General features: G+C 64.3%; 24 protein-coding genes. 10 read left to right on the plus strand and 14 right to left on the minus strand.

The annotated features are described in order from the left end of the window. The first annotated feature begins 2 nt into the window (after window positions 1-2). The 5 genes from ugpC to CK228_RS02770 are packed head-to-tail and all read left to right on the plus strand — an operon-like array spanning window position 3 to window position 4076. Complete coding sequence (ugpC, locus tag CK228_RS02750) at window positions 3-1100, plus strand: sn-glycerol-3-phosphate ABC transporter ATP-binding protein UgpC (protein ID WP_095786787.1); 1098 nt, start codon at window positions 3-5, stop codon at window positions 1098-1100. 3 nt (window positions 1101-1103) lie between these two features. Further along, complete coding sequence (locus CK228_RS02755; RefSeq protein ID WP_095786788.1) at window positions 1104-2216, plus strand: mandelate racemase/muconate lactonizing enzyme family protein; 1113 nt, start codon at window positions 1104-1106, stop codon at window positions 2214-2216. Window positions 2217-2225: 9 nt separating this feature from the next. After that, entirely contained in the window at window positions 2226-2555 is a 330-nt protein-coding gene (locus CK228_RS02760) for an L-rhamnose mutarotase (protein WP_095786789.1), read from the plus strand. Then, window positions 2548-3624 (plus strand): Gfo/Idh/MocA family oxidoreductase, encoded by a 1077-nt coding sequence (locus tag CK228_RS02765; protein WP_095786790.1) that lies wholly within the window; start codon window positions 2548-2550, stop codon window positions 3622-3624. Before CK228_RS02760 ends, CK228_RS02765 begins: the two co-directional genes overlap by 8 nt. Then, on the plus strand, window positions 3621-4076 hold the full coding sequence (locus CK228_RS02770; protein ID WP_179295795.1) for a MaoC/PaaZ C-terminal domain-containing protein: 456 nt from the start codon (window positions 3621-3623) through the stop codon (window positions 4074-4076). The genes CK228_RS02765 and CK228_RS02770 overlap by 4 nt, the downstream gene beginning before the upstream one ends. 73 nt (window positions 4077-4149) lie before the next feature. On the opposite strand, the gene CK228_RS02775 is transcribed toward CK228_RS02770, so the two are convergent. The 12 genes from CK228_RS02775 to CK228_RS02830 all read right to left on the minus strand — a co-directional run bounded on the left by CK228_RS02775 (window position 4150) and on the right by CK228_RS02830 (window position 15896). Next, complete coding sequence (locus tag CK228_RS02775) at window positions 4150-4593, minus strand: GntR family transcriptional regulator (RefSeq protein ID WP_245437947.1); 444 nt, start codon at window positions 4591-4593, stop codon at window positions 4150-4152. 115 nt (window positions 4594-4708) lie between these two features. Next, window positions 4709-5830: an acyltransferase gene (locus tag CK228_RS02780; protein WP_095786791.1), complete on the minus strand. Its 1122-nt coding sequence runs from the start codon at window positions 5828-5830 to the stop codon at window positions 4709-4711. A 218-nt stretch (window positions 5831-6048) separates the two neighbouring features. Further along, entirely contained in the window at window positions 6049-7050 is a 1002-nt protein-coding gene (gene doeB, locus CK228_RS02785) for a N(2)-acetyl-L-2,4-diaminobutanoate deacetylase DoeB (RefSeq protein ID WP_095786792.1), read from the minus strand. A gap of 5 nt (window positions 7051-7055) precedes the next feature. Beyond that, the gene (gene doeA / locus CK228_RS02790) at window positions 7056-8234 is read right to left on the minus strand and encodes an ectoine hydrolase DoeA (RefSeq protein WP_027046567.1); all 1179 of its coding nucleotides are present in this window, start codon (window positions 8232-8234) and stop codon (window positions 7056-7058) included. 134 nt (window positions 8235-8368) lie between these two features. After that, window positions 8369-9361: a cyclodeaminase gene (locus tag CK228_RS02795; protein WP_095786793.1), complete on the minus strand. Its 993-nt coding sequence runs from the start codon at window positions 9359-9361 to the stop codon at window positions 8369-8371. Beyond that, window positions 9358-10344 (minus strand): hydroxyectoine utilization dehydratase EutB, encoded by a 987-nt coding sequence (gene eutB, locus CK228_RS02800; protein ID WP_179295786.1) that lies wholly within the window; start codon window positions 10342-10344, stop codon window positions 9358-9360. The genes CK228_RS02795 and eutB overlap by 4 nt, the downstream gene beginning before the upstream one ends. A gap of 5 nt (window positions 10345-10349) precedes the next feature. Further along, window positions 10350-11129: an ectoine utilization protein EutA gene (eutA, locus tag CK228_RS02805; RefSeq protein ID WP_095786794.1), complete on the minus strand. Its 780-nt coding sequence runs from the start codon at window positions 11127-11129 to the stop codon at window positions 10350-10352. Window positions 11130-11132: 3 nt separating this feature from the next. Next, the gene (gene ehuD, locus CK228_RS02810; RefSeq protein WP_095771279.1) at window positions 11133-11792 is read right to left on the minus strand and encodes an ectoine/hydroxyectoine ABC transporter permease subunit EhuD; all 660 of its coding nucleotides are present in this window, start codon (window positions 11790-11792) and stop codon (window positions 11133-11135) included. Continuing rightward, window positions 11792-12451, minus strand: coding sequence for an ectoine/hydroxyectoine ABC transporter permease subunit EhuC (ehuC, locus tag CK228_RS02815; RefSeq protein WP_095786795.1), 660 nt, complete (start codon window positions 12449-12451; stop codon window positions 11792-11794). The genes ehuD and ehuC overlap by 1 nt, the downstream gene beginning before the upstream one ends. A gap of 160 nt (window positions 12452-12611) precedes the next feature. Next, window positions 12612-13463, minus strand: coding sequence for an ectoine/hydroxyectoine ABC transporter substrate-binding protein EhuB (gene ehuB / locus CK228_RS02820; protein WP_095771281.1), 852 nt, complete (start codon window positions 13461-13463; stop codon window positions 12612-12614). Window positions 13464-13544: 81 nt separating this feature from the next. Continuing rightward, entirely contained in the window at window positions 13545-14330 is a 786-nt protein-coding gene (ehuA, locus tag CK228_RS02825; RefSeq protein ID WP_095786796.1) for an ectoine/hydroxyectoine ABC transporter ATP-binding protein EhuA, read from the minus strand. A gap of 180 nt (window positions 14331-14510) precedes the next feature. Beyond that, window positions 14511-15896, minus strand: a complete 1386-nt coding sequence (locus CK228_RS02830; RefSeq protein WP_095771283.1) for a PLP-dependent aminotransferase family protein — start codon at window positions 15894-15896, stop codon at window positions 14511-14513. Window positions 15897-15980: 84 nt separating this feature from the next. On the opposite strand from CK228_RS02830, the gene CK228_RS02835 reads away from it, so the two are divergent. The 5 genes from CK228_RS02835 (at window position 15981) to hutH (ending at window position 22256) form a co-directional block, all read left to right on the plus strand. After that, window positions 15981-16472, plus strand: coding sequence for an Lrp/AsnC family transcriptional regulator (locus CK228_RS02835; RefSeq protein ID WP_010914600.1), 492 nt, complete (start codon window positions 15981-15983; stop codon window positions 16470-16472). 130 nt (window positions 16473-16602) lie between these two features. Then, window positions 16603-18096 (plus strand): NAD-dependent succinate-semialdehyde dehydrogenase, encoded by a 1494-nt coding sequence (locus tag CK228_RS02840; protein WP_095786797.1) that lies wholly within the window; start codon window positions 16603-16605, stop codon window positions 18094-18096. Between the two features lie 38 nt (window positions 18097-18134). Beyond that, a complete protein-coding gene (locus CK228_RS02845) occupies window positions 18135-19514 on the plus strand; it encodes an aspartate aminotransferase family protein (protein WP_095786798.1) in 1380 nt (459 codons plus the stop codon). Window positions 19515-19522: 8 nt separating this feature from the next. Next, a complete protein-coding gene (locus CK228_RS02850) occupies window positions 19523-20626 on the plus strand; it encodes an alcohol dehydrogenase family protein (RefSeq protein ID WP_095786799.1) in 1104 nt (367 codons plus the stop codon). Window positions 20627-20759: 133 nt separating this feature from the next. Then, window positions 20760-22256 carry a histidine ammonia-lyase gene (gene hutH / locus CK228_RS02855; protein WP_095786800.1) on the plus strand — a complete coding sequence of 499 codons (1497 nt, stop codon included), beginning with the start codon at window positions 20760-20762 and terminating at the stop codon, window positions 22254-22256. A gap of 55 nt (window positions 22257-22311) precedes the next feature. Here the strand turns inward: hutH and CK228_RS02860 are convergent, their stop codons facing one another. After that, a complete protein-coding gene (locus tag CK228_RS02860) occupies window positions 22312-23751 on the minus strand; it encodes an NAD(P)-dependent oxidoreductase (RefSeq protein WP_095786801.1) in 1440 nt (479 codons plus the stop codon). 218 nt (window positions 23752-23969) lie between these two features. Continuing rightward, window positions 23970-25316 carry an FAD-binding oxidoreductase gene (locus CK228_RS02865; protein WP_095786802.1) on the minus strand — a complete coding sequence of 449 codons (1347 nt, stop codon included), beginning with the start codon at window positions 25314-25316 and terminating at the stop codon, window positions 23970-23972. Window positions 25317-25341 lie beyond the last annotated feature (25 nt).

The following is a 25341-nucleotide window of genomic DNA, read 5'->3' on the forward strand; positions in this document are numbered from 1 at the left end:
CCATGGCAACCGTTTCCCTCAAAAAGCTGACCAAGCGCTACGGCAATATCGGGATCGTGCATGGCATCGATCTCGATATCGCCGACCGCGAATTCATCGCGCTGGTCGGCCCGTCGGGCTGCGGCAAGTCGACGACTTTGCGCATGATCGCCGGACTGGAAGAAATCAGCGCCGGCTCGATCGAGATCGGTGGACGTATCGTCAACGATCTGCCGCCGCGCTCGCGCAACATCTCGATGGTGTTCCAGTCCTATGCGCTCTATCCGCATATGACGGTGCGCGAAAACCTCGGCTTCTCGCTGAAGATCGCCGGCGCGGCCAAGGAAGACATGGAGCGCCGCGTCGCCGAGGCCTCGGCCATTCTCGGCCTCGATACGCTGCTCGACCGCCGCCCGTCGCAACTGTCGGGCGGCCAGCGCCAGCGCGTCGCCATGGGCCGCGCCATCGTGCGCGACCCTGACGTGTTTCTCTTCGACGAGCCGCTTTCCAATCTCGACGCCAAGCTCAGGACGCAGATGCGCACCGAGATCAAGAAGCTGCATGCCAAGGTGCAGTCGACGGTGATCTACGTCACCCACGACCAGGTCGAGGCGATGACGCTTGCCGACCGCATCGTCATCATGCGCGACGGCCATATCGAACAGGTCGGCACGCCAGACGAAGTCTTCCGCCGCCCGGCGACACGCTTCGTCGCCGGCTTCATCGGTTCGCCGCCGATGAATTTGCACGAGGCGACTGTCGACGACGGCCAACTGGTTTTCGCCAGCGGCGAAAAGCTGCCGCTGCCCACCCAGTTCAAGGCCAATGTCGCGACCGGCGACAAGGTCGTGTTCGGTCTGCGGCCTGATGACATCTATCCGACCGGCCATGGCATCAGCTCCGGCGGCGCGGCCGACGTCCATCAGATCGAGCTGCCGATCACCGTCACCGAACCGCTCGGCAACGAGACGCTGGTGTTCGTCGAATTCAACGGCACGGACTGGGTTTCGCGCATGCTGAACCCGCGCCCGTTGCGCTCCGGCGAGCGGGTGGCGATGAGCCTCGACCTGTCGCAGGCGCATCTGTTTGCCGCCGAGACCGGAAAGACATTGCGGAGCTGACCGATGGCTAGAATCGAGAAAATCGAACTGCGGATGGTGGACCTTGTGCCCAAGGTCAAGCGCACCGACGCCATCCAGAGTTTCGTCAGCCAGGAAACGCCGATCGTCACCATCACCGATTCCGACGGCGCGGTCGGCACCGGTTACAGCTACACGATCGGCACCGGCGGCTCCTCGGTGATGCGGCTGTTGTCCGACCATCTGGCGCCACGCCTGATCGGCCAAGACCCCGACATGATCGAGGCGATCTGGCACGATCTCGAATTCGCCACCCATGCGACCACCATCGGTGCGATCACCGCCATTGCTATCGCGGCGATCGATACGGCGCTCTGGGATCTCAGGGCGAAGAAGCAGAACCTGCCGCTGTGGAAACTGGCCGGCGGTGCCAAGGATCGCTGCCCGCTCTACACCACCGAGGGCGGCTGGCTGCACATCGAGACGGCAGCACTTGTCGACGACGCACTGGCCGCCAAGGCCAAGGGCTTCCGCGGCTCAAAGGTGAAGATCGGCAGGCCGCACGGGTCGGAAGATCTCGCCCGCCTGTCGGCGGTGCGCAAGGCGGTGGGCGACGGCTACGAGATCATGACCGATGCCAACCAGGGGTTTTCGGTCGACGAGGCGATCCGGCGCGCGGCGCGGCTGCGCGAACTCGATCTCGCCTGGATCGAGGAGCCGCTGCCGGCCGACGATGTTGACGGCCATATCAGGTTGTCCAACTCGACGCAGACGCCGATCGCCATTGGCGAGTCGCTCTATTCGATCCGCCATTTCCGCGAATACATGCAGAAAGGCGCCTGCTCGATCGTGCAGGTCGATGTCGGCCGCATCGGCGGCATCACGCCATGGCTCAAGATCGCCCATGCGGCAGAGGCCTTCGACATTCCGGTCTGCCCGCATTTCCTGATGGAGCTGCATGTCAGCTTGACCTGCGCGGTTCAGAACGGCAGGTATGTCGAGTACATTCCGCAACTCGACCAGTTGACCGGCAAGCATATGCGCATCGAGGATGGGCATGCGCTGGCGCCCGACGAACCCGGCATCGGCATCGACTGGGACTGGGACGCGGTCAAGGCCATGAGCATCGCCGAATTCACCACGGCGATCACCAGATAGGAGTCGGATATGCAGCGAATGGGCATGGTGCTTGGGTTGAAGCCGGAGAAGGTCGAGGAGTATGTCCGCCTGCATGCCGCCGTCTGGCCCGACGTGCTGACCATGATCTCGGCCTGCAACATCAAGAATTACTCGATCTATCTGAAGCGGCCGGAGAATCTGCTCTTCTCCTATTTCGAATATCACGGCACCGACTATGCGGCCGACATGGCCAAGATGGCCGCCGATCCGAAGACGCAGGAATGGTGGGCGGTCTGCATACCATGCCAGGAGCCGCTCGCGACCCGCAAGGAGGGCGAATGGTGGGCCAGCATGGACGAGGTCTTTCACCATGACTGAGGGCGGTTTCGACCCTGCCTTACTCGTCCAGTCCTGGCCAAAACCCTCGAAGCCTCGCCCGATCGTCACCTTCGGCGCCGGATCGATCGTCGGCGACGCGCATTTTCCCGCCTATCGCAAAGCCGGCTTTCCAATTGCCGGCCTCTATGATCCGGACCAGGCCAAGGCGAAAACCCTGGCCGAAAAATGGAGCGTGACGGCGTTCCGTTCGGTCGACGAAGCCGCATCTGTCCAGGATGCGATCTTCGATCTGGCGACCCCGCCGGGACGGCACGCCGAGATCCTGGAAGCTCTGCCCGACGGCGCGGTTGCGTTGATCCAGAAGCCGATGGGCAACTATCTCGGCGAGGCCACCGAAATCCTCGAAATCTGCCGCGCCAAGAACCTCAAGGCGGCGGTGAACTTTCAGCTGCGCTTCGCACCGATGATGCTGGCGCTCAAGGACGCTATCGCCAGGGGCTGGCTCGGCGAAGTCGTCGACTTCGATGCCTGGCTGGCGCTGGCGACACCGTGGGAGTTATGGGAGTTCCTGCTCAAGGCGCCGCGCGTCGAGATCGCCATGCACTCGATCCATTATCTCGACCTGATCAGGCAATTGCTTGGCGATCCCAAGGGCATCCACGCCAAGACGCTCGGTCATCCCAACCACAAGGTGGCGCAGACCCGCACCAGCGCCATTCTCGACTATGGTGACACCGTGCGCTGCGCGCTGTCGATCAACCATGACCACAAATTCGGCCGCCGCCACCAGGCCTGCGAGTTTCGCATCTGCGGCACCGAGGGCGCGGCCTATCTCAAGCTCGGCCTCAACCTCGACTACCCCCGGGGCGAACCGGACATTCTGGAAATCCATCCGAAGGGCGCAACGGACTGGATCGCGGTACCGCTTGCCGGCGAATGGTTCCCCGACGCCTTCGTCGGGCGCATGGCCAATGTGCAGCGCTTTGCATCAGGAGAAGACGGCGAACTGGTCAGCTCGGTCGAGGACGCCTGGAGCACCATGGCGCTGGTGGAAGCCGCCTATAGATCGAGCGCGGCGCCGGCGACGCCGATCGCGGAAAGACCCTGATGGAACAAATCCAATATTTCGAAGATTATGAGATCGGCTCTTCGCGGCTGACCAGCGGCCGCACCATCACCGAAACCGACTTCGTCGTCCATGCCGGCCACACCGGCGATTTCTTTCCGCACCACATGGACGCCGAATACATGAAGACGACGCCGTTCGGCCAGCGCATCGCGCATGGCACGCTGGTGTTCTCGGTCGGCATCGGGCTGACGGCAAGCATTATCAACCCCGTCGCGTTCTCCTATGGCTATGACCGGCTGCGCTTCATCAAGCCGGTGTTCATCGGCGACACGATCCGCACGCGCACCACCATTGCGGCCAAGGAAGACGATCCCAAGCGGCCGGGCTCGGGACGCGTGATCGAACGCTGCGAGGTGATCAACCAGCGCGGCGAGGTGGTGCTCGCGGCCGATCATATCTACGTCGTCGAACGCAAGCCGGCGCAGAGCTGAAAAACAGCGTGGTTCTTACGAACCGGTCGCGCGCGGTGATGCGCTCAAGCCCCGAGCAGCAGGACCATCCCGACTATGATTTTCGCGACAGGCCGCCGCCCTCTATCGCATTGACGAGCGTATCGCTTCCTTCGCGCAGGTGCTGCCGCAGAATGCTCCCGGCCTTCTTGCCGTCGCGCCGGCGGCAGGCGGCCAGCAGGTCGCGATGTTCCGCCTGCGAGCGGGCGCGATGGTCGAGGTTGGACAAGAGGATGCGGACATAGCGATCGGCCGCGTTGTGATGCGCCTCGATCAGGCCGAGCAGACGCTGATTGCCGCAGGCAGCGTAGAGCGACAGGTGAAAGGTCCGGTTCAGCGCCCCCCAGCGGCCGACATTGCGCTCCGCGTCGATCTGGTCGAGCACCTGTTCAGCCTCATCGAGATTGCCGTCCAACAAAGCCGGAATGGAGAGGCGGAGCGCTTCGCATTCGAGCAATTCGCGCACCGCGTAGATTTCGCTGATCTCGGCCCCGTCCATCCGTGCGACATGCGCAGGCCCGCTGCAGACTGGCCAGCATTGATAGCGAGATTCCCCGCGCCGATGGTCTCTATCGAAAATCTCTGCAGGGCTCTGCCCAGCGCAGGCGCGGCGCCTATGCTGCCGTAGCCGGCCGATCCTTGAACAGGACCGGATTGGCAACAGCGGGCTGCGCATACCGTATGCGCAGGCGCAGAAATGGCGCTTCTATGCAGGTGTAGCTGAGATAGCCGATCGGGATCGTCGCCAGGAAACACAGCAAGGACCAGAGGCAGGCAATGTAGAAATTGCTTATGCCCATGATGTTCGTGTTTATGAACGCCGCCAGCTGCATGACGAAGAACAGGTGCAGGAGATAGATCGAATAGCTGTAGGCCCCAGCCTTCTCCAGGATCTTGAATGGCAGGCCTGTTCGCTTCCTTGGAAAGCTGGTGTCGTAATAGGCGATCCCAAATGAATAGGCCGCCGCCTCCACCGTCGGCAGGATGATCCATATCCAATGTGGCGAGGGGTATCGCTGTAGCTGGTAGAATCCCCCGGCGGCATCGAACCACCAGAAGAACCCCGAAAAGGCCAGCAGTACGGCCAGCGCCAGCCAGTGCCGGTCCTTCGCATAGGCGCGGAGATGGAAGGCAAGGATGCCGGCGAGGAACTGATCGGCATGGCCAATGATGGTCCAGGCCGCCGCCGACTGCACCTCGCCGAACTGCGCGTAAAGCGCCCACCTCAGCAAAATGGCTGCAGCGATGAACAGCAAAGGGGCGAACAGGAAGCGTCTGGACGCCATCAGCAGGAACGGCAGCAGGATGTAGAAGTGAGCTTCCACGGTTATCGACCAACCGCCGTTCGGGAGGGTGGGAAAGATCACCCCCTTCCCGACGTCGGTGAAATAGCCGCCCAGGGGTTGGCCCGCCATAGATACGCGGCAAGCCTCGACGGCGATCACGGCCAGCAAGAGCGGAAGCAACCTCAGCGCCCGGTTGGCGAAGAAGGGCAGATAGCTGACTTGTTTCCCATCAAGAAGCTTGGCGAACAGGTAGCCGGAGAGCGCCATGAACAATGAAACGCCGGTGAACCCCTCATCCAGCAGGCTGAAAATGGGCACGGCAGGCACGAAATCATAGGGCACCGGCCCCTCGGGAGACTGATGGAGGAAATGCCAGGTGAAGACCAGGAAGGCCGCTAGGCCACGAACATGGTCCAGCGCCGGATAGTGTTCTCCAGTCGAAGATCTCATGATTCAGACCAGGCGTCCGGGCGTTCAACGATCATCGCCATGTCGCGCGGTCCAATACCCGCAACCGTGGCCGCAGAGCGAGGGTCCGCTCGCCAATGCCTAGTTTGTCTGCCTCTCGTTAATTTACACTTCCATCAGATGGAGAAAATTGATGTCCGGCGCGGCCAGCCGCAATCGCCGGAAACCGCGCGGGATGTACCGGGACGCAGCCGTGTCGATCAATCGACCTCCACGGCTACCACCGCCGCGCAGTCCCCGGCCTTGACCAGGCCGGGAAAATGCCGCGCCGCCAACATGCCCGGCATTTTTGCCCGGATCTCCTGCGGGGCAATGCCTGTGCGGCCAACCGAATGGATCCGTGCCAGCACCGCGCCCTCTTCGATGGGCTCGCCGAGATCGACCATGGTTTCGATCATGCCGTCCTCCTCGGCGAAGGAGAAGCAATCGCCTGACGGCATGTCCAGCCATCGAGTTCTGCTCTTCTCGACCGCGCCATCCACGATGCCGGCATGGCGCAGCACATTGAGAATGCCGCGCCGCGCGATACGCACGGTTTGCGCACGCGAGGTGCCGCCACCGCCCAGTTCGGTGCTGACGAAGACCTTGCCCATCTCCTCGGCCGCCGTATCGTACATGCCGACCGAGTCGATTTCGATCATGCGCATCGCGAACGGAGCCGAGAATGCCGCCACCGCATCGAAGGCTTTTTGCTCCAGCGCCTTGTCGGGCAGTGTGTGGGCGGCGCAGAACGGCACGAAGTCCAGCGTCTTTCCCCCAGAATGAAAGTCGAAGACGATGTCGGCTCGAGGCAGCAGTTCACGCTGGAAATAGTCGGCGATCTTCTCGGTCACCGTGCCGTCCGGCCGTCCGGGAAAGCTGCGGTTCATGTTGCCCTTGTCGATCGGCGAGGTCCGCGTGCCGGCGCGGAAGGCTGGATAGTTCATCGCCGGCACGATGATCACCGTACCGCTGACATTTTTCGGGTCGAGCGTGCGGGCGAGATCGTAGAGCGCCAGCGGCCCTTCATACTCGTCGCCGTGGTTGCCGCCGGAAAGCAGCGCCGTCGGCCCCTTGCCGTTGCGGATGACGCAGATCGGGATCATCACCGAACCCCAGGCCGAGTCGTCGCGGCTGTAGGGCAGGCGCAGGAAACCGTGCTGGACGCCGTCACGATCGAATTCCACAGTCGGCGCGATCGGCGACGGGCGGAGGCTGGACATCGGGCTCAATTCTTCACCACCAGTTTGCGCGGAACATTGGCCAGGCACTCTACACCGGTTTCGGTGATCAGGATGGACTCGGTGATCTCCAGCCCCATCGTCTCCAGCCAGAGGCCGGTCATGAAGTGGAAGGTCATGCCGGGCTTGAGTTCGGTGCGGTCACCGGGGCGCAGGCTCATCGTGCGTTCGCCCCAGTCCGGCGGATAGGACAGACCGATCGAGTAGCCGGTGCGGTTGTCCTTGACGATGCCATACCTTTTCAGCACGGCGAAGAAGGCATTGGCGATGTCCTCGCAGGCGTTGCCGGGCTTGGCGGCGGCGAGCCCCGCCTCCATGCCTTCCAGTGTCGCCTTCTCGGCATCGAGGAACTCCTGCGTCGGCTTGCCGAGGAAGACGGTGCGCGACAGCGGACAATGGTAACGGTTGTAGCAGCCGGCGATCTCGAAGAAGGTGCCCTCGCCCCGCTTCATCGGCTGGTCGTCCCAGGTCAGATGCGGCGCCGAGGCGTCCACGCCGGACGGCAGCAGCGGCACGATCGCCGGATAGTCGCCGCCAATGCCGTCGACGCCGCGCGTGCCGGCATCATAGATCTCGGCGACGAGATCGCATTTGCGCATGCCGATCTCTATTCTGTCGAAGATGCGTTGGTGCATGGCTTCGACGATGCGGGCGGCCTTGCGCATGTAGTCGATCTCGGTCGGGCTCTTCACCGCGCGCTGCCAGTTGACCAGGGCGGTGGCGTCGACGAAGCGGGCATTGGGCAGATGCTTCTGCAGCGAGGCGAAGGCGGCGGCGGAGAACCAGTAATTGTCCATCTCGACACCGATGGTGAGCTTGCCCCAACCACGATCGACGAGCACGCTGGACAGGAAGTCCATCGGATGGCGTTCCGTCGACTGCACATAGTGGTCGGCGTAGCCGACGATGTTGTCCTGCGCGAGATAGGCGGTGCGCCTGGCGCCGTTGGCGTCCTGACCGCGGCCGTACCAGACGGGCTCGCCCGAGGGCGGCACGATGACCGCCTGGTGCACGTAAAAGGACCAGCCGTCATAACCGGTCAGCCAGGCCATGTTGGAAGGGTCGCTGACGATCAGGAGATCGACGCCCTTGGCCTCCATAGCTCGCCGCGTCTTGGCGAGGCGATCCGCAAATTCGCCGCGCGAGAATTTCAGGTTCGGTTGCATTCTTTTGCTTCCTCGTTTGTTGGGCCCTGGAGCCTGTTTCAACTTCGTCGAACCCGGCTCCAGGAATTTTTGCTTGAGCATGATCTGATCGGAAACCGGTTCGCACTTTTCCGGGTCATGCTTTGCGGCCAGCATCAGCTCTCAAAAGTGGTTCCGGCATTGGCCGCCCGCGCGCGGTCGCGGGCGAACGTGGCGATCGCCGTGTCCTGCACGCCGGTGCCGGTGAGGTCGGCGATGGTGATATCGCTGGCCGAGCGTCTTCCGTGTCGTTCGCCCGCGAGGACCTGGCCGAGTTCGGTCACTTCTTCGTCGGCGGCCATCACTCCTGCCGCGATGGCATGATGCAGTTCGCCCAGACGCCGCGTCTGGCGCGCGCTGTCGGCGACATAGAGATCGGCCATGCGCAGGATGGCCGGCGCGATCTCGTTCTTGTGTTCGGCGTCCGAGCCCATGGCGGTGATGTGCTGGCCGGCGGCGATGAAGCCGGCCTTGATCAGCGGCTCGGTCGATGGTGTGGTGGTGACGATGATGTCGGCGCCGGCAACGGCATTTGCTGCATCAGGCTCCGCGCGCACGACAATGCCCAGTCTTTCGCGCAAGCGGGCAGCAGTGGCTTCGGCCTTGGTGGCGTCGCGCGCCCAGATGCGTGCCTCGGCGATCGGCCTGACAAGACGCAGTGCCTCCAGTTGCAGGCCCGCCTGCAAACCGGCGCCGAAGATCGCTGCCACGGTGGAGTCCTCGCGCGACAGATGCTTCGCCGCGACCGCGCCGGCAGCGGCCGTGCGGACATCGGTCAGGTAGCCATTGTCGAGCAGCAGCGCCTCGACCACGCCGGTCCTTGCCGAAAGCAGCACCATCATGCCGCCACCGCTCGGCAGGCCGAGTTTTGGATTGTCGAAGAAGCCGGAGCTGATCTTCACTGCGAAGCCGTCGATACCGGGCACATAAGCGGACTTCATGTCGACCTCGCCGCGATGCTCGGGAATGTCGAGCCGCAGGATCGGCGGCATCGCCACGGGCAGAGTGGCGAGCGCGCGAAAAGCGTTCTCGACGCAGGCGACCGCATCGAGATCGAGCGTCACGATCTTGCGCAGTTCTTTCTCGGTGAGGATGGTCATCCGGCTCATGCTGCACGCTCCGCGATTGCGTCGCCGCAGACGATCTTGCGGTGCGCGTCCATATCGATGTTGCGACCGGAGAGAAGCGCAACCACCGGCCCGCTCGGCTTCACCTTGCCGGAAATCAGCGCGGCGACGCCGACCGCACCGGCGCCCTCGACGATCTCGCGCTCCTGCGCATATGCATGGCGGATGCCGGCGGCGATCTCGTCCTCGCTGAGCAGGACGACGTCGTCGAGCAGGTCGCGGCACATGGCGAAGGTCAGCCTATTGTCGAGGCCGATGCCACCCCCAAGCGAATCCGCCAGCGTCGGCAGTTCCTCCACCAGGACAGGCCGGCCGGCATCGAGGCTCGCCTTCATCGCAGCACCCCGGGCCATCGAAACTCCGATGATTTTTGTGGCGGGGCTGACGCCCTTGACGGCTGCGGCAACGCCAGAAGCCAAGCCGCCGCCGGAAAGCTGCACCAGCACGAGACCGGCGTCAGGAACCTGCTCGATCATCTCGAGCCCGAGCGTACCTTGCCCGGCGACGACATCGGGATGGTCGAAAGGCGGCAGCATGATGAGCTCCTCCTCCGCCACAAGCCGCTCGACCTCCTGCTGCGCGTCGTCCTGGCTGTCGCCGACGATGCGGACCTCCGCGCCGAGCCGGCGGATTTCGTCCAGCTTGTTCTGGGGCACCAGCCGCGACATGCAGATCACCGCGCGCATGCCTTCAAGCTTCGCCGCATGTGCCAGCGCGCGACCGTGATTGCCGGTCGAAGCGGCGACCACGCCGCGTGCCTTTTGCTCCGAGCTCAACGAGGCGACGGCATTCGAGGCGCCGCGCAGCTTGAAACTACCGGTGGTCTGGCGATGTTCGAGCTTGAGATGCACGGGGACACCGAGACGCTCGGAAAGGATCGGGGACAAAACGGTCGACGTGCGCTCGACTTTGCCGGCGATGCGGTCGCGAGCGGCGCGGATATCGCCAAGGGAGACGGTCGCCATCGTCATCAATCGTGCAGCAGCGGTAGCGTCAGCAGCCGCCCGAATTCGGGACGCGGCGTCTCGTCGCCACACAGCCGCAAGCAGTTCCAGGCTGTTGCCTGGTTGCTGGTCACCACAGGACGGCCGATTGCCTGTTCCATGTCGGTGACCGCAAGCGCGCCGCGCAGCGCCGTGCAGGACACAAACAGGGCATCGGCCTGCGGGTGGGTCGCCTGGCGCGCGAGATCGACAAGGGCTGTCGGGGGGATGCGCGCCATCTCGCGGTCGTCCTCGAAGCCGAGACAGGTGAAGCTGGCGATCTCGAAACCACGCGCGGCGAAGTAGGCCGCCATCGGCCTGGAGGTTTCGACCGTGTAGGGGGTCAGAATGCTGATCCGGCGCACGCCGAAGGCATTCAGCCCGCGCACGCCGGCCATTGGCGGGGTGACCATGGGAACGCCAGGCTTGGCCGCCTGGATCGCCGTCTCGATCTCGGCATCACCGATCACCACCGAGGCCGACGTACAGGAGTAGCAGATGGCGTCGAGCTTCTCGTCGGGCAGGATCAGGGCCGCGCCCGCCGTCAGCGCCGGCTGCATCTTGCGCAGATTTTCCGGCGTCGTCGGATTGGCATAGGGAATGCGCGCGACATAGACGCCGATGCGCTCGCTTGCCACCATGCGGCGAAAATCCGGTTCGCTGGTGTGATCCGTGGCCAGGATGATCAGGCCGACGCGCTTGTCGAGCGGACGCTCGTCGAGTGATGGCCGTTTCGGATAGACCTTGATCTCGGGCAAAGGTTTCATCTGCTATCTCTCGATCTTGCCGTAACGGCGTTCCAGCCAGCGCAGCAGCACGACCGAACAGAGGCTGATGGCGAGGAAGAAGGCACCGACCAGCGTGATCGGCTCGATGTAGCGATAGTAGGTGTTGGCGACGCTTTTGGCCTGGTTCATCAGTTCCAGCACGGTGATCGCCGAGAGCAACGGCGTCTCCTTGAACATGGCGATGAAATAATTGGCCAGCGCCGGGATCATCGGCGGGATGGCTTGCGGGATGATGACGTGCGTCCAGGTCTGCCGGGCGCTGAGATTGCAGGCCTTGGCGGCCTCCCACTGGCCACGTGGTACATTGTCGATGCCGGCGCGGTAGACCTCCGCCGTGTAGGTGCCGTAATGCAGCCCGAGCCCGATGACACCGGCGACCAGCGGCGGCAGCAGGATGCCGATGTCGGGCAGCACGTAGAAGATGAAATAGAGCTGCACCAAAAGCGGCGTGCCGCGGATGAATTCGGCCGCCCAGCCGACGGTGCGTGACAGGGCCTTGTTGGGCGAGCGGCGCGCAAGCGCGATGCCCAGCCCGACGATCGCCGCCAGTACCGAGCCGAGCAGCGTGGCCAGGATGGTGATCTTCACCCCCTGGATCAGCGTCGGCATGATCTGCCATACGAAATTCCAGTCCCACTCCATCAGACGCGCACCCCATCGAGGCCGCGCGCCATGCGGCGCTCCAGCGAGCGCACGCCCCACGAAATGAGCAGCGCCAGGATGAAATAGATGACCAGGATGGTGGCGAACGGCACCATCGTGTTGCCGGTCTGGGCGCGCACCACCTGCGCCTGGAAGGTCAGGTCCGCGAGCGAGATCAGCGAGACCACGGAGGTGGCCTTGAGCAGCTCGATGGCGTTGTTGCCGAAGGTCGGCAGCATCACCAGAAAGGCCTGCGGCAGGATGACATGGCGCAGGCCTTGCCAGCGGCCGAGATTGAGCGCGATGCAGGCCTCATGCTGTTCACGGCCGATCGACTGCACGGCCCCGCGCACCACTTCGGCGGCATAGGCGCCGACGTTCAGGCCCAGCGCCAGCACGCCGGCCTGCAGCGGGGTCAATTCGAGGCCGATCAAAGGCAGCACGAAATAGGCGAAGAACAGCTGCACGAAGATCGAGGTGCCGCGGAAGAATTCGATATAGGCGGTGGCGAGCGCCCGCAAAACGAAGAAACGTGACAGCCGTCCCATGCCGGCAAGAAAGGCCATGATCAGGGCAAGCGCCGCCCCCATCAGCGTCAGCTCGATGGTGACAAGCGCTCCCTGCAATATCAGACCGAGATAGCCGGACCACTGGGTCATTCGGTTTCCAACGTTGGTTTAGCCTTCCTTCTCCCCGTTCCCGGGAGAAGATGCCGACAGGCAGATGAGGGGCTGAGCCATCCTTGCGAAAGTTAGTGCCGCCCCTCATCCGGCCCTTCGGGCCACCTTCTCCCCGTAAACGGGGAGAAGGGAGGAGCAGCTACTTCGCCGCGCAGAGCTTGTCGCGCGTCGTCGACATGGCGGCGGCGGCCGAGAAACCGTAGGGCTCGATGATCTTGGCGAACTCGCCCGACTTCTTCATCTTGGCGAGTTCGACGTCGAACTGATCGCGCAGCGCCTCGTCGCCCTTCTTGAAGGCGGCGCCGTCGCAATAGACAGGGGCGCCCTGCACCGGGGCAATGACTTCGAGGTTCGGGTCGTTGGCCTTCTTCATCAGATCGTTGATCGACAGAACCGGCAGCGAATAGGCATCGATGCGGCCGTCCTGCACCATCTTCAGGCCGCTCTGGCCGTCCGGCACGACGATGACGCGTTCGCGCGGCACGCCGGCGTTGAGCGCCAGCTTCTCCTCGGTGCCGCCGCCGGGCGCGCCGATCGTGGCCGATGTGTCCTTGGCGACGTCCTCGTAGCTCTTGAAGCCTTTCGGATTGCCCTTCTTTACCAACATCGCCTCGGCGTCGCACAGCACAGGCTCGGAATAGGCGACCGCGGCGCAACGCTCCGGCTTCATGAACAGGCCGGCGGTGACGACGTCGAAGCGGCCGGCCTGCAAGCCGGGGATCATGGCGCCATATTCGGAGATCGAGGCGACGATGTCGGCGACACCGAGCCGCTTGAAGATCTCGCGCGCCACGTCCGGTGCCGCGCCCGAGACCTTGCCGTCGGCGGCAACCGCCGTATAGGGCGGCTCGTTCGCGATGGCGACACGGGCGAAGCCCTGTGCCTTCAACTGCTCGAGCTTGCTGTCGTCGGCCGAGCCCGGGATCGAGGCGGCTAGAACCGCCGTCAGTGCCAAGCCGGCGACGCCGGCCAGAATGCCAAGTTTCTTCATTGTTCCCAACTCCTTGTTTCTTGTCTTGGTTTGACTTCTTGTCTTGGTTTGTCTGGGGCGATGCTCCACCCCGCAAAGCGGTCAGACGCGATGTCCGGCCGCGATGATCTTCTTCAGGAAGCCTTGCGTGCGCTCCTGCTTGGGATGGCGGAAAATCTCGTCGGGCTTGCCTTCCTCGACGATTTTGCCGCGATCGAAGAACAGCACCCGGTCGGCAAAGTCGTGGGCAAAACCCATTTCGTGGGTGACCAGCAGCATGGTCATGTCGGTCTCGGCGCAAAGCCGCCACAAGACGTTGAGCACCTCTTCGACCAGTTCCGGATCGAGCGCCGACGTCACCTCGTCGAACAGCATGATCTTCGGCTGCAGCGCGAGCGCCCTGGCGATCGCCACGCGCTGCTTCTGGCCGCCCGACAGTTGCGCCGGCATCGCCTTTGCCTTGTCGGCCATGCCGACCATGTCGAGCAGTTCCATCGCCCGCTTCTCGGCGGCGGCGCGCGGCATGCCCTTGGTCAGCATCGGCGCCAGGGTCACATTGTCGATGACGCTCTTGTGCGGAAACAGGTTGAACAGCTGGAACACCATGCCGATCTTCTGGCGCATCCGCGCCAGATGCCTCTCGTCGGCCGGCAGCAGCTGACCGTTGCGCTCCATATGATAGAGCTGCTCGCCCTCGATCTGGATGTGGCCGCCATCGATGCGCTCCAGCGTCATCAGGATGCGCAGGATCGTGGTCTTGCCCGAGCCGGAGGGGCCGATCAGCGCCAGCTTCTCGCGCGGCATGACCTGCATCGACAGGCCGTCCAGCACCTTGAAGGCACCGAAGCTCTTCGAAATGGCATCGACCTTGATGATGGGTGCGGACAAATGAATTTCCCCGTGCTGGAGAAGCCTGTGCCCTTAACGATGCGGAACGCGCCAAATCATGTCAATTGGGAAAATAATATCATGACAATTATTCTGATTGCGCACATTTTCCGGTCAATCGTGGCTGGCTTTTTGGGCATGCCGTCGTCCCGAAACCGCTTCGCACTTTGGGCGACATGCTCAGATAGCGAGCAGCAAATGCTCCGGATCGCCAAGCAGCAGCTTGGTGACAACGCCGAGACCGGCGCGCAGTTCCCCTTCGGTGGTCGAGCCCAGCGAGATGCGCACCGCCGGATGCCAGGGCGCATCCGAAATGCGGAACGATGTGCCCGGCGCGATCGCCACGCCCTGTAGCCGTGCTTGGGCGACAAAGCCCTCCTCGGCGCGGTCGTCGGGCAGTTGCAGCCAGACATGCAGCCCGTCGCGCCGGGCGCGATAGTCGATCCCTGCCAACACTTCGGCGGCGATATCCTGCCGCCGCCGTAACGCGGCGCGCTGCCAGCGCACCAGTTCCATCGCCGTGCCGTCGGTCACCCATTTGGTGGCGATCTCGGCTACCAGCGGCGTTGCCATCCAGTTCGACACCAGATGCCGGTTGGCGACGGCGGCGACATAGCGGTCGGGCGCCGCGAGATAGCCGATGCGCAGGCCGGGCACGGTGATCTTGGTGAAAGAGGTAACATAGAGCGTACGCTCCGGGGCAAAGGCGGCGACCGGCGGCGGCCGGTCCTCGACCAGCGGCCCCAGCACGTCGTTCTCGATGATGGCGATGTCATGCTTGCGCGCAACCGCCGCGATTTCTTCGCGCCGCCGCGCGTCCATGAGCGTTGCCGTCGGGTTGATCACCGAGGGTTGCACGAACACCGCGCGGATGTCGGAAAGGCGGCAGGCCTCGTCCAATGCCTCCGGGATCAGGCCGTTATCATCGATCGGCAGGCCTTGGAGGTTGAAGCCGAGATAGCGGGCCAGCGGCACCAGCGTGTGGTGGCCGATCGCCTCGGTGGCAACGGTCGAGCCAGGCGGCGCCACGCTCATCAGCGCCACCGTCATGCCGGCGGTAGCGCCGTTGGTCAGGCTGATGTTCTGCGCTGAAATGTCGAGCCCGCACAATTTCAGCCATTCGACCGCCACCGCACGATGGCGCGGAAACACCATGTTGGGCCGGAAAGACAGCGCCGAACTCGACGGCAGGTTTTCAGCGAGCCAGCCCAGCGCCTGCTTCAGCCGCTCCAGATGCATCGGCTCGCAGACCGGCTTCAGGATGGAGAGATCAATGACCTCGCCGAGACGCTCGGGCAGATAGGGCGGCTCCGGCTCGCGGCGCTGCGTCTGGACGAAGCTGCCACGGCCGATCTCGCCCGAAATCAGGCCGCGCCGGATCAACTCCTCATATGCGCGGCTGACCGTCTGCACCGAAAGCTTGAGATCATCGGCCAGCCGTCGATGTGTCGGCAGCCGCGCGCCATTGGCAAGACGCCCGTCATGGATGGCGCGCGCGAACTGATCGGCAAGCGATTGATAGGCTGGCCGCCTTATGAGCGCGGGATCGGGTTGCCACAATGTCATGACTTATTAGAGATCGAAATCAGTGCAATTGACAATCGAAATAATGCGCCATCATGGTACTGTGGACGAAAAAAGTGGGCGCTGATGACTGCTGCGAAACTCGACGCGATCGACCTCAAAATCCTCGACGCCATCCAGCGCGACGGGCGCATCACCAAGCTGGCGCTGGCCGAGCAGGTGGGGCTGTCGCCGACCCCATGCTGGATGCGGCTGCGCAAGCTGGAGAAGGCCGGCATCGTCTCGGGCTATCACGCAAGGATCGCCATGCGCGTCGTGGCACCGGTGGCCACCGTACTGATGGAGGTGACGTTGGCCAGCCACCGCCAGGCCGATTTCGACCGCTTCGAGCGTGTCATCCGCGATATCCCCGAGATCGTCGCCTGCTGGTCGGTGGGCGGCGGCGTCGACTATGTGCTGAAGGTGATGGCTCGCGACATCGATGCCTATCAGCGGCTGGTCGACGGCTTGCTCGACCGCGAGATCGGCATCGACCGCTACTTCACCTACATCGTCACCAAGACGGTGAAGGAAGAGATCGCACTTCCCATCGCCGAGTTGCTGCCGGTGTCGCCGTAGTGCCGGAGACATCGTCTGCTGAGGCGGCACAATAGAGAGAATCTCTCTACTTCAGGACACCCAAACAGCCTCTCTGTCTGCCCACGATGGATAGTCTCCCAAGATCAGACCGAACCGGGAGGCTTCGACCATGTCCGCGCATTTCGCCCGCTCGCATCGCCATGAGGCGCTCGACCGCCTCGCTGACCGCCGTCTGCTGCGCGAACTGGCCTATGTCGGCGGCCACTGGACGGCGAGCGAGGCCGCCGAAAGCTTTGAGGTCACCGATCCGGCGACAGGAAGCACGGTCGCCTTCGTCGCGGCGCTGGATGCACGGCAAACGACAAAAGCAATCGATGCCGCCGCGCGCGCTTTTCCGGCCTGGCGGTCGCTGCTGCCGCAGGAGCGGTCAAGAATCCTGCGAAAATGGTTCGAGCTGATCATCGCCGCGAAAGGCGACCTCGCGCTGCTGATGACCCTGGAACAGGGCAAGCCCTTGCAGGAATCGCTCGGCGAAATCGACTATGCCGCCTCTTTCGTCGAGTGGTATGCGGAGGAAGCCAAGCGCCTCAACGCCGAGAGCGTCACCAGCCATCTGGCGAATGCGGAAATGATGGTGCGGCGCGAGCCGCTCGGCGTCGTCGGCATCGTCACGCCGTGGAATTTCCCCTCGGCCATGCTGACCCGCAAGGCGGCCGCAGCCCTGGCCGCCGGCTGCACCATTGTCGCGCATCCGTCCTCGGAAACGCCGCTGTCGGCGCTGGCACTGGCCGAGCTTGGCGAGCGCGCCGGACTGCCGGCCGGCGTCTTCAACATCGTCACCGGCAAGGCCGCGACGATCGTCGGGCGGATGTGCGAAGACGCGCGCGTCCGCGCCATGAGTTTTACCGGTTCGACCGAGATCGGCAGGCTGATCGCCGCGCAGAGCGCGCCGACAATGAAGCGGCTGGTGATGGAGCTTGGCGGCCACGCTCCGCTGATCGTCTTTGCCGATGCCGATCTCGACAAAGCGGTAAACATCGCCATCGACGCCAAATTCGCCACATCGGGCCAGGATTGCCTCGCCGCCAACCGCACCTACGTCCAGCGACCGATCTACGATCGCTTCTGCGCCGCCTTCGCCAAGCGGATCGAGGCGCTGCGGACCGGCAATGGCCTTGACGACAGGACTGACATCGGGCCGCTGATGCATGAGCGCGCTGTCCAGAAAGTCGAGGAGCAGGTCGCCGATGCGCTCGCCCATGGCGCGCGTTGCCTTGCCGGCGGCAAGCGACATCAGGCCGGGCCGCTGTTCTACCAGCCGACGCTGCTGGCCGACGTTTCCGACGCGGCGCTGATCATGGGCGAGGAGACTTTTGGGCCCGTCGCCGCGGTGACGCCATTCGACAGCGAGGGCGAGGTGATCGAGCGCGCCAATGCCACCGAATATGGCCTCGTTGCCTATGTCGTGACCGAGAACGGCGCGCGGCAGCAACGCATGGGCCGCGCGCTCGACTACGGCATGGTTGCCATCAACCGGGTGAAGATCACCGGCGCGCCAATCCCGTTCGGCGGCGTCAAGCAGTCGGGCATTGGTCGCGAAGGCTCGCGCCATGGCATCGAAGCTTTCACCGATCTCAAATATCTCTGTCTCGATGTAGCCTAAGCTGCAGCGGAATCGCCCTTTCGTCAGGAGTAGAAAAAATGCTCGACCAATCCAACGAACTCAACGCCTGGGATCGCGACCACTTCTTCCATCCCTCGACGCATATGGGCACGCACGCGCGCGGTGAATCGCCGACCCGCATCATGGCGGGCGGTGAAGGCGTGACCGTCTGGGACAACAATGGCAGGAAGAGCATCGATGCTTTCGCCGGCCTCTATTGCGTCAATGTCGGCTATGGCCGCCAGAAGATCGCCGATGCCATCGCCACCCAGGCGAAGAACCTCGCCTACTATCATGCTTATGTCGGCCACGGCACCGAAGCCTCGATCACGTTGGCCAAGATGATCATCGACCGCGCGCCGAAGGGCATGTCGAGGGTTTATTTCGGCCTCTCCGGCTCGGACGCCAACGAAACCAACATCAAGCTCATCTGGTACTACAACAATGTGCTCGGCCGGCCGGAGAAGAAGAAGATCATCTCGCGCTGGCGCGGCTATCACGGCTCGGGCGTGATGACCGGATCGCTGACCGGGCTCGACCTGTTCCACAACGCCTTCGACCTGCCGCGCGCGCCAGTGCTGCACACCGAAGCGCCCTATTATTTCCGCCGCGCCGACCGCTCGATGAGCGAGGAGCAGTTCTCGCAGCACTGCGCCGACAAGCTCGAGGAGATGATCCTGGCCGAAGGTCCCGAAACCGTGGCCGCCTTCATCGGCGAGCCGATCCTCGGAACCGGCGGCATCGTGCCGCCGCCCGCCGGCTACTGGGAGAAGATCCAGGCGGTGCTGAAGAAGTATGATGTGCTGCTGGTCGCCGACGAAGTGGTTACCGGCTTTGGCCGGCTGGGCACCATGTTCGGCTCCGATCATTACGGCATCAAGCCGGACCTGATCACCATCGCCAAGGGCCTGACCTCGGCCTATGCGCCGCTGTCGGGCGTCATCGTCGCCGACGGAGTGTGGAAGGTACTGGTCGATGGGTCCGACAAGCTCGGCTCGCTCGGCCATGGCTGGACCTATTCGGCGCACCCGATCTGCGTTGCCGCCGGTGTCGCCAATCTCGAACTGATCGACGAGATGGATCTGGTGACGAATGCCGGCGAGACCGGTGCCTATTTCCGTGCCGAGCTCGCCAAGGCCGTCGGCGGCCACAGACACGTTGGCGACGTGCGCGGCGACGGCATGCTGGCGGCGGTCGAGTTCGTCGCCGACAAGGACGACCGGGTGTTCTTCGACGCTTCGCAGAAGATCGGGCCGCAAGTGGCGACGTCGCTGGCCACCAGCGGGGTTATCGGCCGCGCCATGCCGCAGGGCGACATTCTGGGCTTCGCGCCGCCGCTCTGCTTGACGCGCGAGGAGGCCGACATCGTCGTCTCGAAGACGGCGGATGCGGTGAAAAGCGTGTTCGCCAATCTCTGAGATCGACGATGAACGCCATGACCGCAACCGTTCCCGCCACCATGGCCGCCGTGCTGCTCACCGGGCACGGCGGACCGGAAAAGCTCGTCTACCGCACCGATGTGAAAGTACCCTCGCCCGCACCGGGTGAAGTGTTGGTCAAGGTCAGTGCCTGCGGGATGAACAACACCGACGTCTGGGTGCGCCAGGGAGCCTATGGTACGGAGGAGGATGCCGGCGCCGTGTCGACCTGGCGGCGCCAGGGCAACACGCTGACATTCCCGCGCATCCAGGGCACCGACACGGTTGGCACCATCGTTGCCGTCGGCGACGGCGTTTCGCCGGACCGCATCGGTGAGCGGGTGATGGTCGATTTCTCCATCTACAACCGCGACGACGACTCACTGGCCGACATCGACTATATGGGCCATGGCCGCGACGGCGGTTACGCCGAGTACCAGACCGTGCCGGCGCAGAATGCGCATGTCGTCGACACGGATATGAGCGACGTCGAACTCGCCACCTTCTGCTGCGCCTACCTGACCGGCGAACAGATGCTGGAACGCGCTGGCTTGAAAGCCGGCGAGCGCGTGCTGGTCACCGGTGCCTCGGGCGGCGTCGGCTCCGGCATCGTGCAACTGGCGCGGGCGCGCGGCGCCATCCCCTACGCCGTCGTCGGCAAGGGCAAGGAACAGGCGGTGCTCGACATCGGCGCCGAGGCCGTCATCACCCGTGGCGTCGCCGATCTGCGGCGGGCCGCGGCTGAAGTGACCGGCGGCCAGCCGATCGATGTGGTGGCCGATCTCGTCGGCGGCGCGATCTTCAACGACCTGCTGCGTATTCTGCGGCCCGAAGGCCGCTACACCACGGCCGGTGCGATCGCCGGGCCGGTCGTGCAGCTCGATCTCAGGACCATGTATCTCAAGCAATTGCAGTTGCATGGCTCGAGCCAGGGCACTCGGGCGGATTTCCGCCGGATCGTCGGCTACATTGAGGCGAAAAAGATCCGGCCACTGGTCGGCGGCGTCTACCGGCTCTCCGATTTTCACCGCGCACAGGCCGACTTCGTCGCCAAGGATTTCGTCGGCAAGCTGGTGGTGGTACCTGATGCCGTCGCGGAGCGGCCGGCGTAGTTCCTGGCCCCCCGCTTTAGCCACCTTCTGCCGCTGTCCCAATGGGAATGGCTTGCAGTCGTGTCCGCGAGCCGTCACAAACGGCGACGCCCGTAGTCATGCTGGGCATCCGGTCGCGGGATACAGGCGAGACATGACAGGCCGAATGATATTGCTCGATGCCAAGCCGCTCGGCGTGGCCGACGTCGCAGAGATCGCACGCCGCAACGCCCGACTGATGCTGGGCGAGGAGGCGATGCGCCGCATCCGGGCGAGCCGCGCCCTGATCGAGCATCTGACCGGGCTTGGCAAACCGATGTACGGCGTCACCACGGGCCTGGGCGCCTGTGTCGACACGCCGCTCGCGCAGGCTGACCTGATCGCCTTCCAGCACAGCGTGCCGCTCAGCCACAGCATGGGCATCGGACCGGCGCTGCCCACCGAGGCGGTTCGGGCACTGATGACCGCGCGCATCTCGGGCATGGCCGCTGGTGGCACCGGCGCGTCCGAGCGCGTGGTCATGGGCCTTGTCGCGGCGCTCAATGCCGGCGTCCATCCGGTGATCCCGACCTGGGGCTCGATCGGCGCGGCCGACCTTGCCCATCTCGGCCATATGGCGAGGTCGCTGCGCGGCGATGGCGAGGCGGAATTCCAGGGCAGGATCATGCCCTCCGCCGAGGCGCTTGCCTTGGCCGGACTCGAGCCGCTGGACCTGCGCGAGAAGGACGGCCACGCCATCATCGTCGCCAACAGCCTGTCGACCGGAACGGCGTGCCTGTGCCTCGAAGACGTCGCCCATCTCATCGACTGGGCGCTGGCCGCCGTGGCGCTCAATTACGAGGCGTTTCGCTCCTCCCTGACCGCGATCGACGAGCAGGCGCTGGCCGCGCGGCCGGCCTTCGGCCAGCGCGAGATCGGCGCGCGGTTGCGCGCGGAGCTGGCGGGAAGCGGCTTGTGGAAGGACAAGGCGGCTCGGCGCCTGCAGGATCCGCTCAGCTATCGCTGCGTTCCACAGGTCTGGGGCGGCCTGCTCAATGCGTTCGAACAGGCGCGGCTCGCCACCGAGATCGAACTGACCCATTCGGGCGACAACCCAGTGATCCTGGCCGACGGCGATCGGGTGATTTCCAACGGCAATTTCGACCTGACAGCAATGACGCTCGCCTGGGAGCAGCTCGGCCAGGCACTCGCGCATTGCGCGGTTGGCACCGCCAACCGCAGCATGAAGCTGATGTCGCCGACAACAGCCGAACTGCCGCGTTTCCTGTCGGCGAGAGGCGGCAGCCGTCAGGGCTATGCGGAACTGCAAAAGCCCTTGTCCGCGCTGGAAGCCGAAATCCGGCACCTGGCCAACCCGATGTCACTCAGCCCGCTCGCCGTTTCGGACGGCATCGAGGACCAGTCGTCGATGGCGCCGCGTGTGGTGGCCAAGACGGCCGAGATCATCGAGCGCATGCGCTATCTCGTGGCGATGGAGCTGATCTTCGCGGCGACGGGCGTGGAGTTGCGCGGTGTCGTCGACAGCATGGGCGAAGGGCCGCAGCGCACCTTCGCCGCCGTGCGTGCGCTCGTCAGCCCGCTCGACGACGACCGCGAGATGAGCACCGACATGACGCGGGTGGCGCGGATGGTGGCGGGTCCGCGCCACTGAGCCGACGTTCTCATCCCGACAGCTCCCGTTTTGGATCCGCTGCGGCAGGTCGAGCCTATTGGTAAGGGCCTCTGAGGTTCAGGCTCTCAGTCAGGAGACAGAAGCGGTTGATCAGCCGGACGAGCTCCTCGCCCTGCTCGGCGACGATTTTGTTGCGCTCGACGGACGGTGTGTCGGACAAAACCTTCCAAAGCCGGCTTTGCCGATCACAGACATCCGCCAGTTCTGAGCAGTCGCTGGCAGTCAATTTCAAAAAATGATCCGCCGTCACCGGTCCGATGCCTGGGGGCGTTGTCGCCCCAAGCGACAGATAACCCGACGATACGGACCCCTTGGCATTTGCCACCGATTTGCGGCAGATGAGGTCGAACAGCTGGTCGACGGCCTGTTTGGCGCCGGCGACGCGCGACGGATGGTCCGTATCAGCCGCGGCATGCGGCAGAAGTTCAAGTTTGTCGCCGTGCCTCTCGACGAGGTCGAGATAAGGCAGCATCGGGCCAGACAGACGCCCGGTTGAGGCATCCCTGAACAGATCGGCATCGATGGCGGCGTGGCGCACCCGCCCTGCGTCCAGCGCCTCGCCAAGCGCCACAACGTCGACGAGCTCGCCGCGATCGTAGTTGACCAGCACAGCGCCCTTGTTCATGCGGCTCAGAACATCGGCGCCGATGAGCCCGGCATTGGCGTAGCGGCCGGTCTGCGTATCCTGCTTGCCCAGGCCGACATGGACGCTGAGCACATCGGCACCTTCAGCCGCGTCGGCGAGGTCCGCCGCGAAGGCAAAGCCCTCGGCTTCTACCCAGTCGCGGTGCCGTGGCCTGGCATGGATCACCACGCGCATGCCGAAGGCACGGGCGAGCTTGGCCACTTCCCTGCCGATATTGCCGTAGCCGATGATCGCGATCGTCTTGCCTTCGAGCTTTTCGGTCGGGAAATCACGCAGTTCCCTGCCGGTGTCGAAATCGCCGCGTGCCACCCGGTCGTGGAGCAAGCCGAGCGGGAGATCCGGGAGCACTTTCAGGATCGCCTTCATCACCATCTGCGCGGTGGCGCGGCTGTTGATGCCGGGCGTGTTCATCAGCACCGCTGTGCCGCCCTCGCCGCTGCCGCCGCCCCAGGAGCGAGAACCCATATTGCCGGTGCCGGCGCCGATCCGCACGCCGGCCAGCGCAAAGACGGTTTCGGCAGGCAGGAAGGTCGCTGCGGCGATGACGGCGTCATAGCGGCCGTCGCCGGCGGCTTCGATCAGCTCCTCGCGGGTGCTGAGGTCCGGCTGGTAGAAGAAATGCACCCGACCTCGCTCGAGGCCCGCTTTGTCGCCAAGCGCGGACAGGTGGAAGCGCCCGCCCTTGGCTTCGATATGGGCGCGCACCTCGCCGGGATCAGGCTTGCCGTCAGGTCCGAAGCGCAGGCCGACCAGATCGCAGATCAGCACGGCGTAGGCGCTTTGCGGGTCGATCGGCTCGACGGCCTGTCTATTGGTGTTTGCGGTCACGTCGTTTCCCCATGCAAGAACGGAAAGCTTGCCGGTTTGGCAGCGCGCTCTGAGTCATCAGAACCTATCCGCCCGGAAGGGCGTCGGATCGATCGCGGGCGGCAAACCGGCGGCAAGTTGCGACACGATCTTGCCGGTGACGCGCCGCCGATGAGGCCTTGATGACCATGGCCGAAGGCATGGATGACGGTCTTGGCCCGTGACGCCCGGCGCCCGATCTAAAGGCTGGGTCCCAGCTTGATCGGGCTGCCGTCGCTGAAACGGGATTGACGGAACCTATGAAGATCATGTCCGATCTCGTTTCCCTGGACGAGGTCGGACACGACACGGCCCATTCCGGGTCCGATGCCGAAGCCGTGACCGCTCATTCCGGTGGCGATGACGAGACCCGGAATTTCGGCGGCGCGATCAACGACCGGCACGACATCCGGCATCGCATCGATCATGCCCGCCCAGCTCGCCTTGATCGGCACCGTCTTGAACTGCGAGAAAAGTGCCGAGAATTCGCGCTCGATATCGCGCAATGCCGAGGCTTTGGGGGCGGGATTGAGGATGCGCATCCGTTCGAACGGGCTTGCCTCGTCCGCGTTCCACCGGCGTGGGGTCGACCAGCCGTCCGGATAGCCGCGCGGCGCCGCCGGCAGGTAGGAGGTGCCAAAAGGATTCGCCATCAGAGCGGAAACGTATTTGGTCGCATGACGAAAGGCGTCAGGCCCGACATACAGCTGGCTGGTGCCTCCCGATGCCAACGTATAGCCGCCGTCCTGCCTGCGCCGGAATGCGATATGGTCGTCGGCGACGGCGCCCGAATGGATTTCGGGCATGGGTCCGGTCGCAGCGACGGTCGCCCTGACGCTGAGCTGCGGGATGGATACGCCGTGCGCGCGCAGGAAGAGCGACGTCCACGCACCGCTCGCCACGACCGCGCTCGAGGTGGCGATACGGCCCTGCTCGGTCCAGACCCCGCTGACGCGTCCAGCCGATATGTCGAGCATGCGCGCCGCACAATTCTCGATGATGGTGACGCCCTCCCGGGCGGCCAGGCGGGCAAGCGCTGAAACCGCGACCCAGGGCTCGGCGCGCATGTCCGATGGGGTGGTCATCGCACCCTTGAAAGAGCGCGACATGGCCGGGATCAGCTTGGCCGTCTCACCCTGGTCGAGGAGACGCGTGTCGACGCCGTGTACGTGAGCGATCTTCAGGAACTTCGCGAAGCCGGCCATCTCCTTGTCGGTTCGGGCGAGGTAGGTAACGCCCGTCTGCTTCAGTCCGATGTCCTCGCCGCATTCCTCGGCCAGTTGCCGCCAGAGGCGTTGCGCTTCGATGACAACGGGCAGTTCATCGGCATCGCGGCCCTGCTGCCGGATCCAGCCCCAGTTCCGCGACGACTGCTCGCCGGCGATGCGGCCCTTTTCCAGCAATGTCACCGAAATGTTGCGCCGCGCCAGGAACAAGGCCGTGGTCACGCCGATGACGCCGCCGCCGATGACCACAACCTCCGAAGCCTTCGGCAACGGTGCTTGAAACTGGATCGGCATCGCTTCGGTGAAGGGAAAACTTGTCAAGGAAGACTGCCCTCTTGCTTTTCAC

It is taken from the genome of Mesorhizobium sp. WSM4312 (assembly GCF_002294875.1).
Taxonomy (GTDB): domain Bacteria; phylum Pseudomonadota; class Alphaproteobacteria; order Rhizobiales; family Rhizobiaceae; genus Mesorhizobium.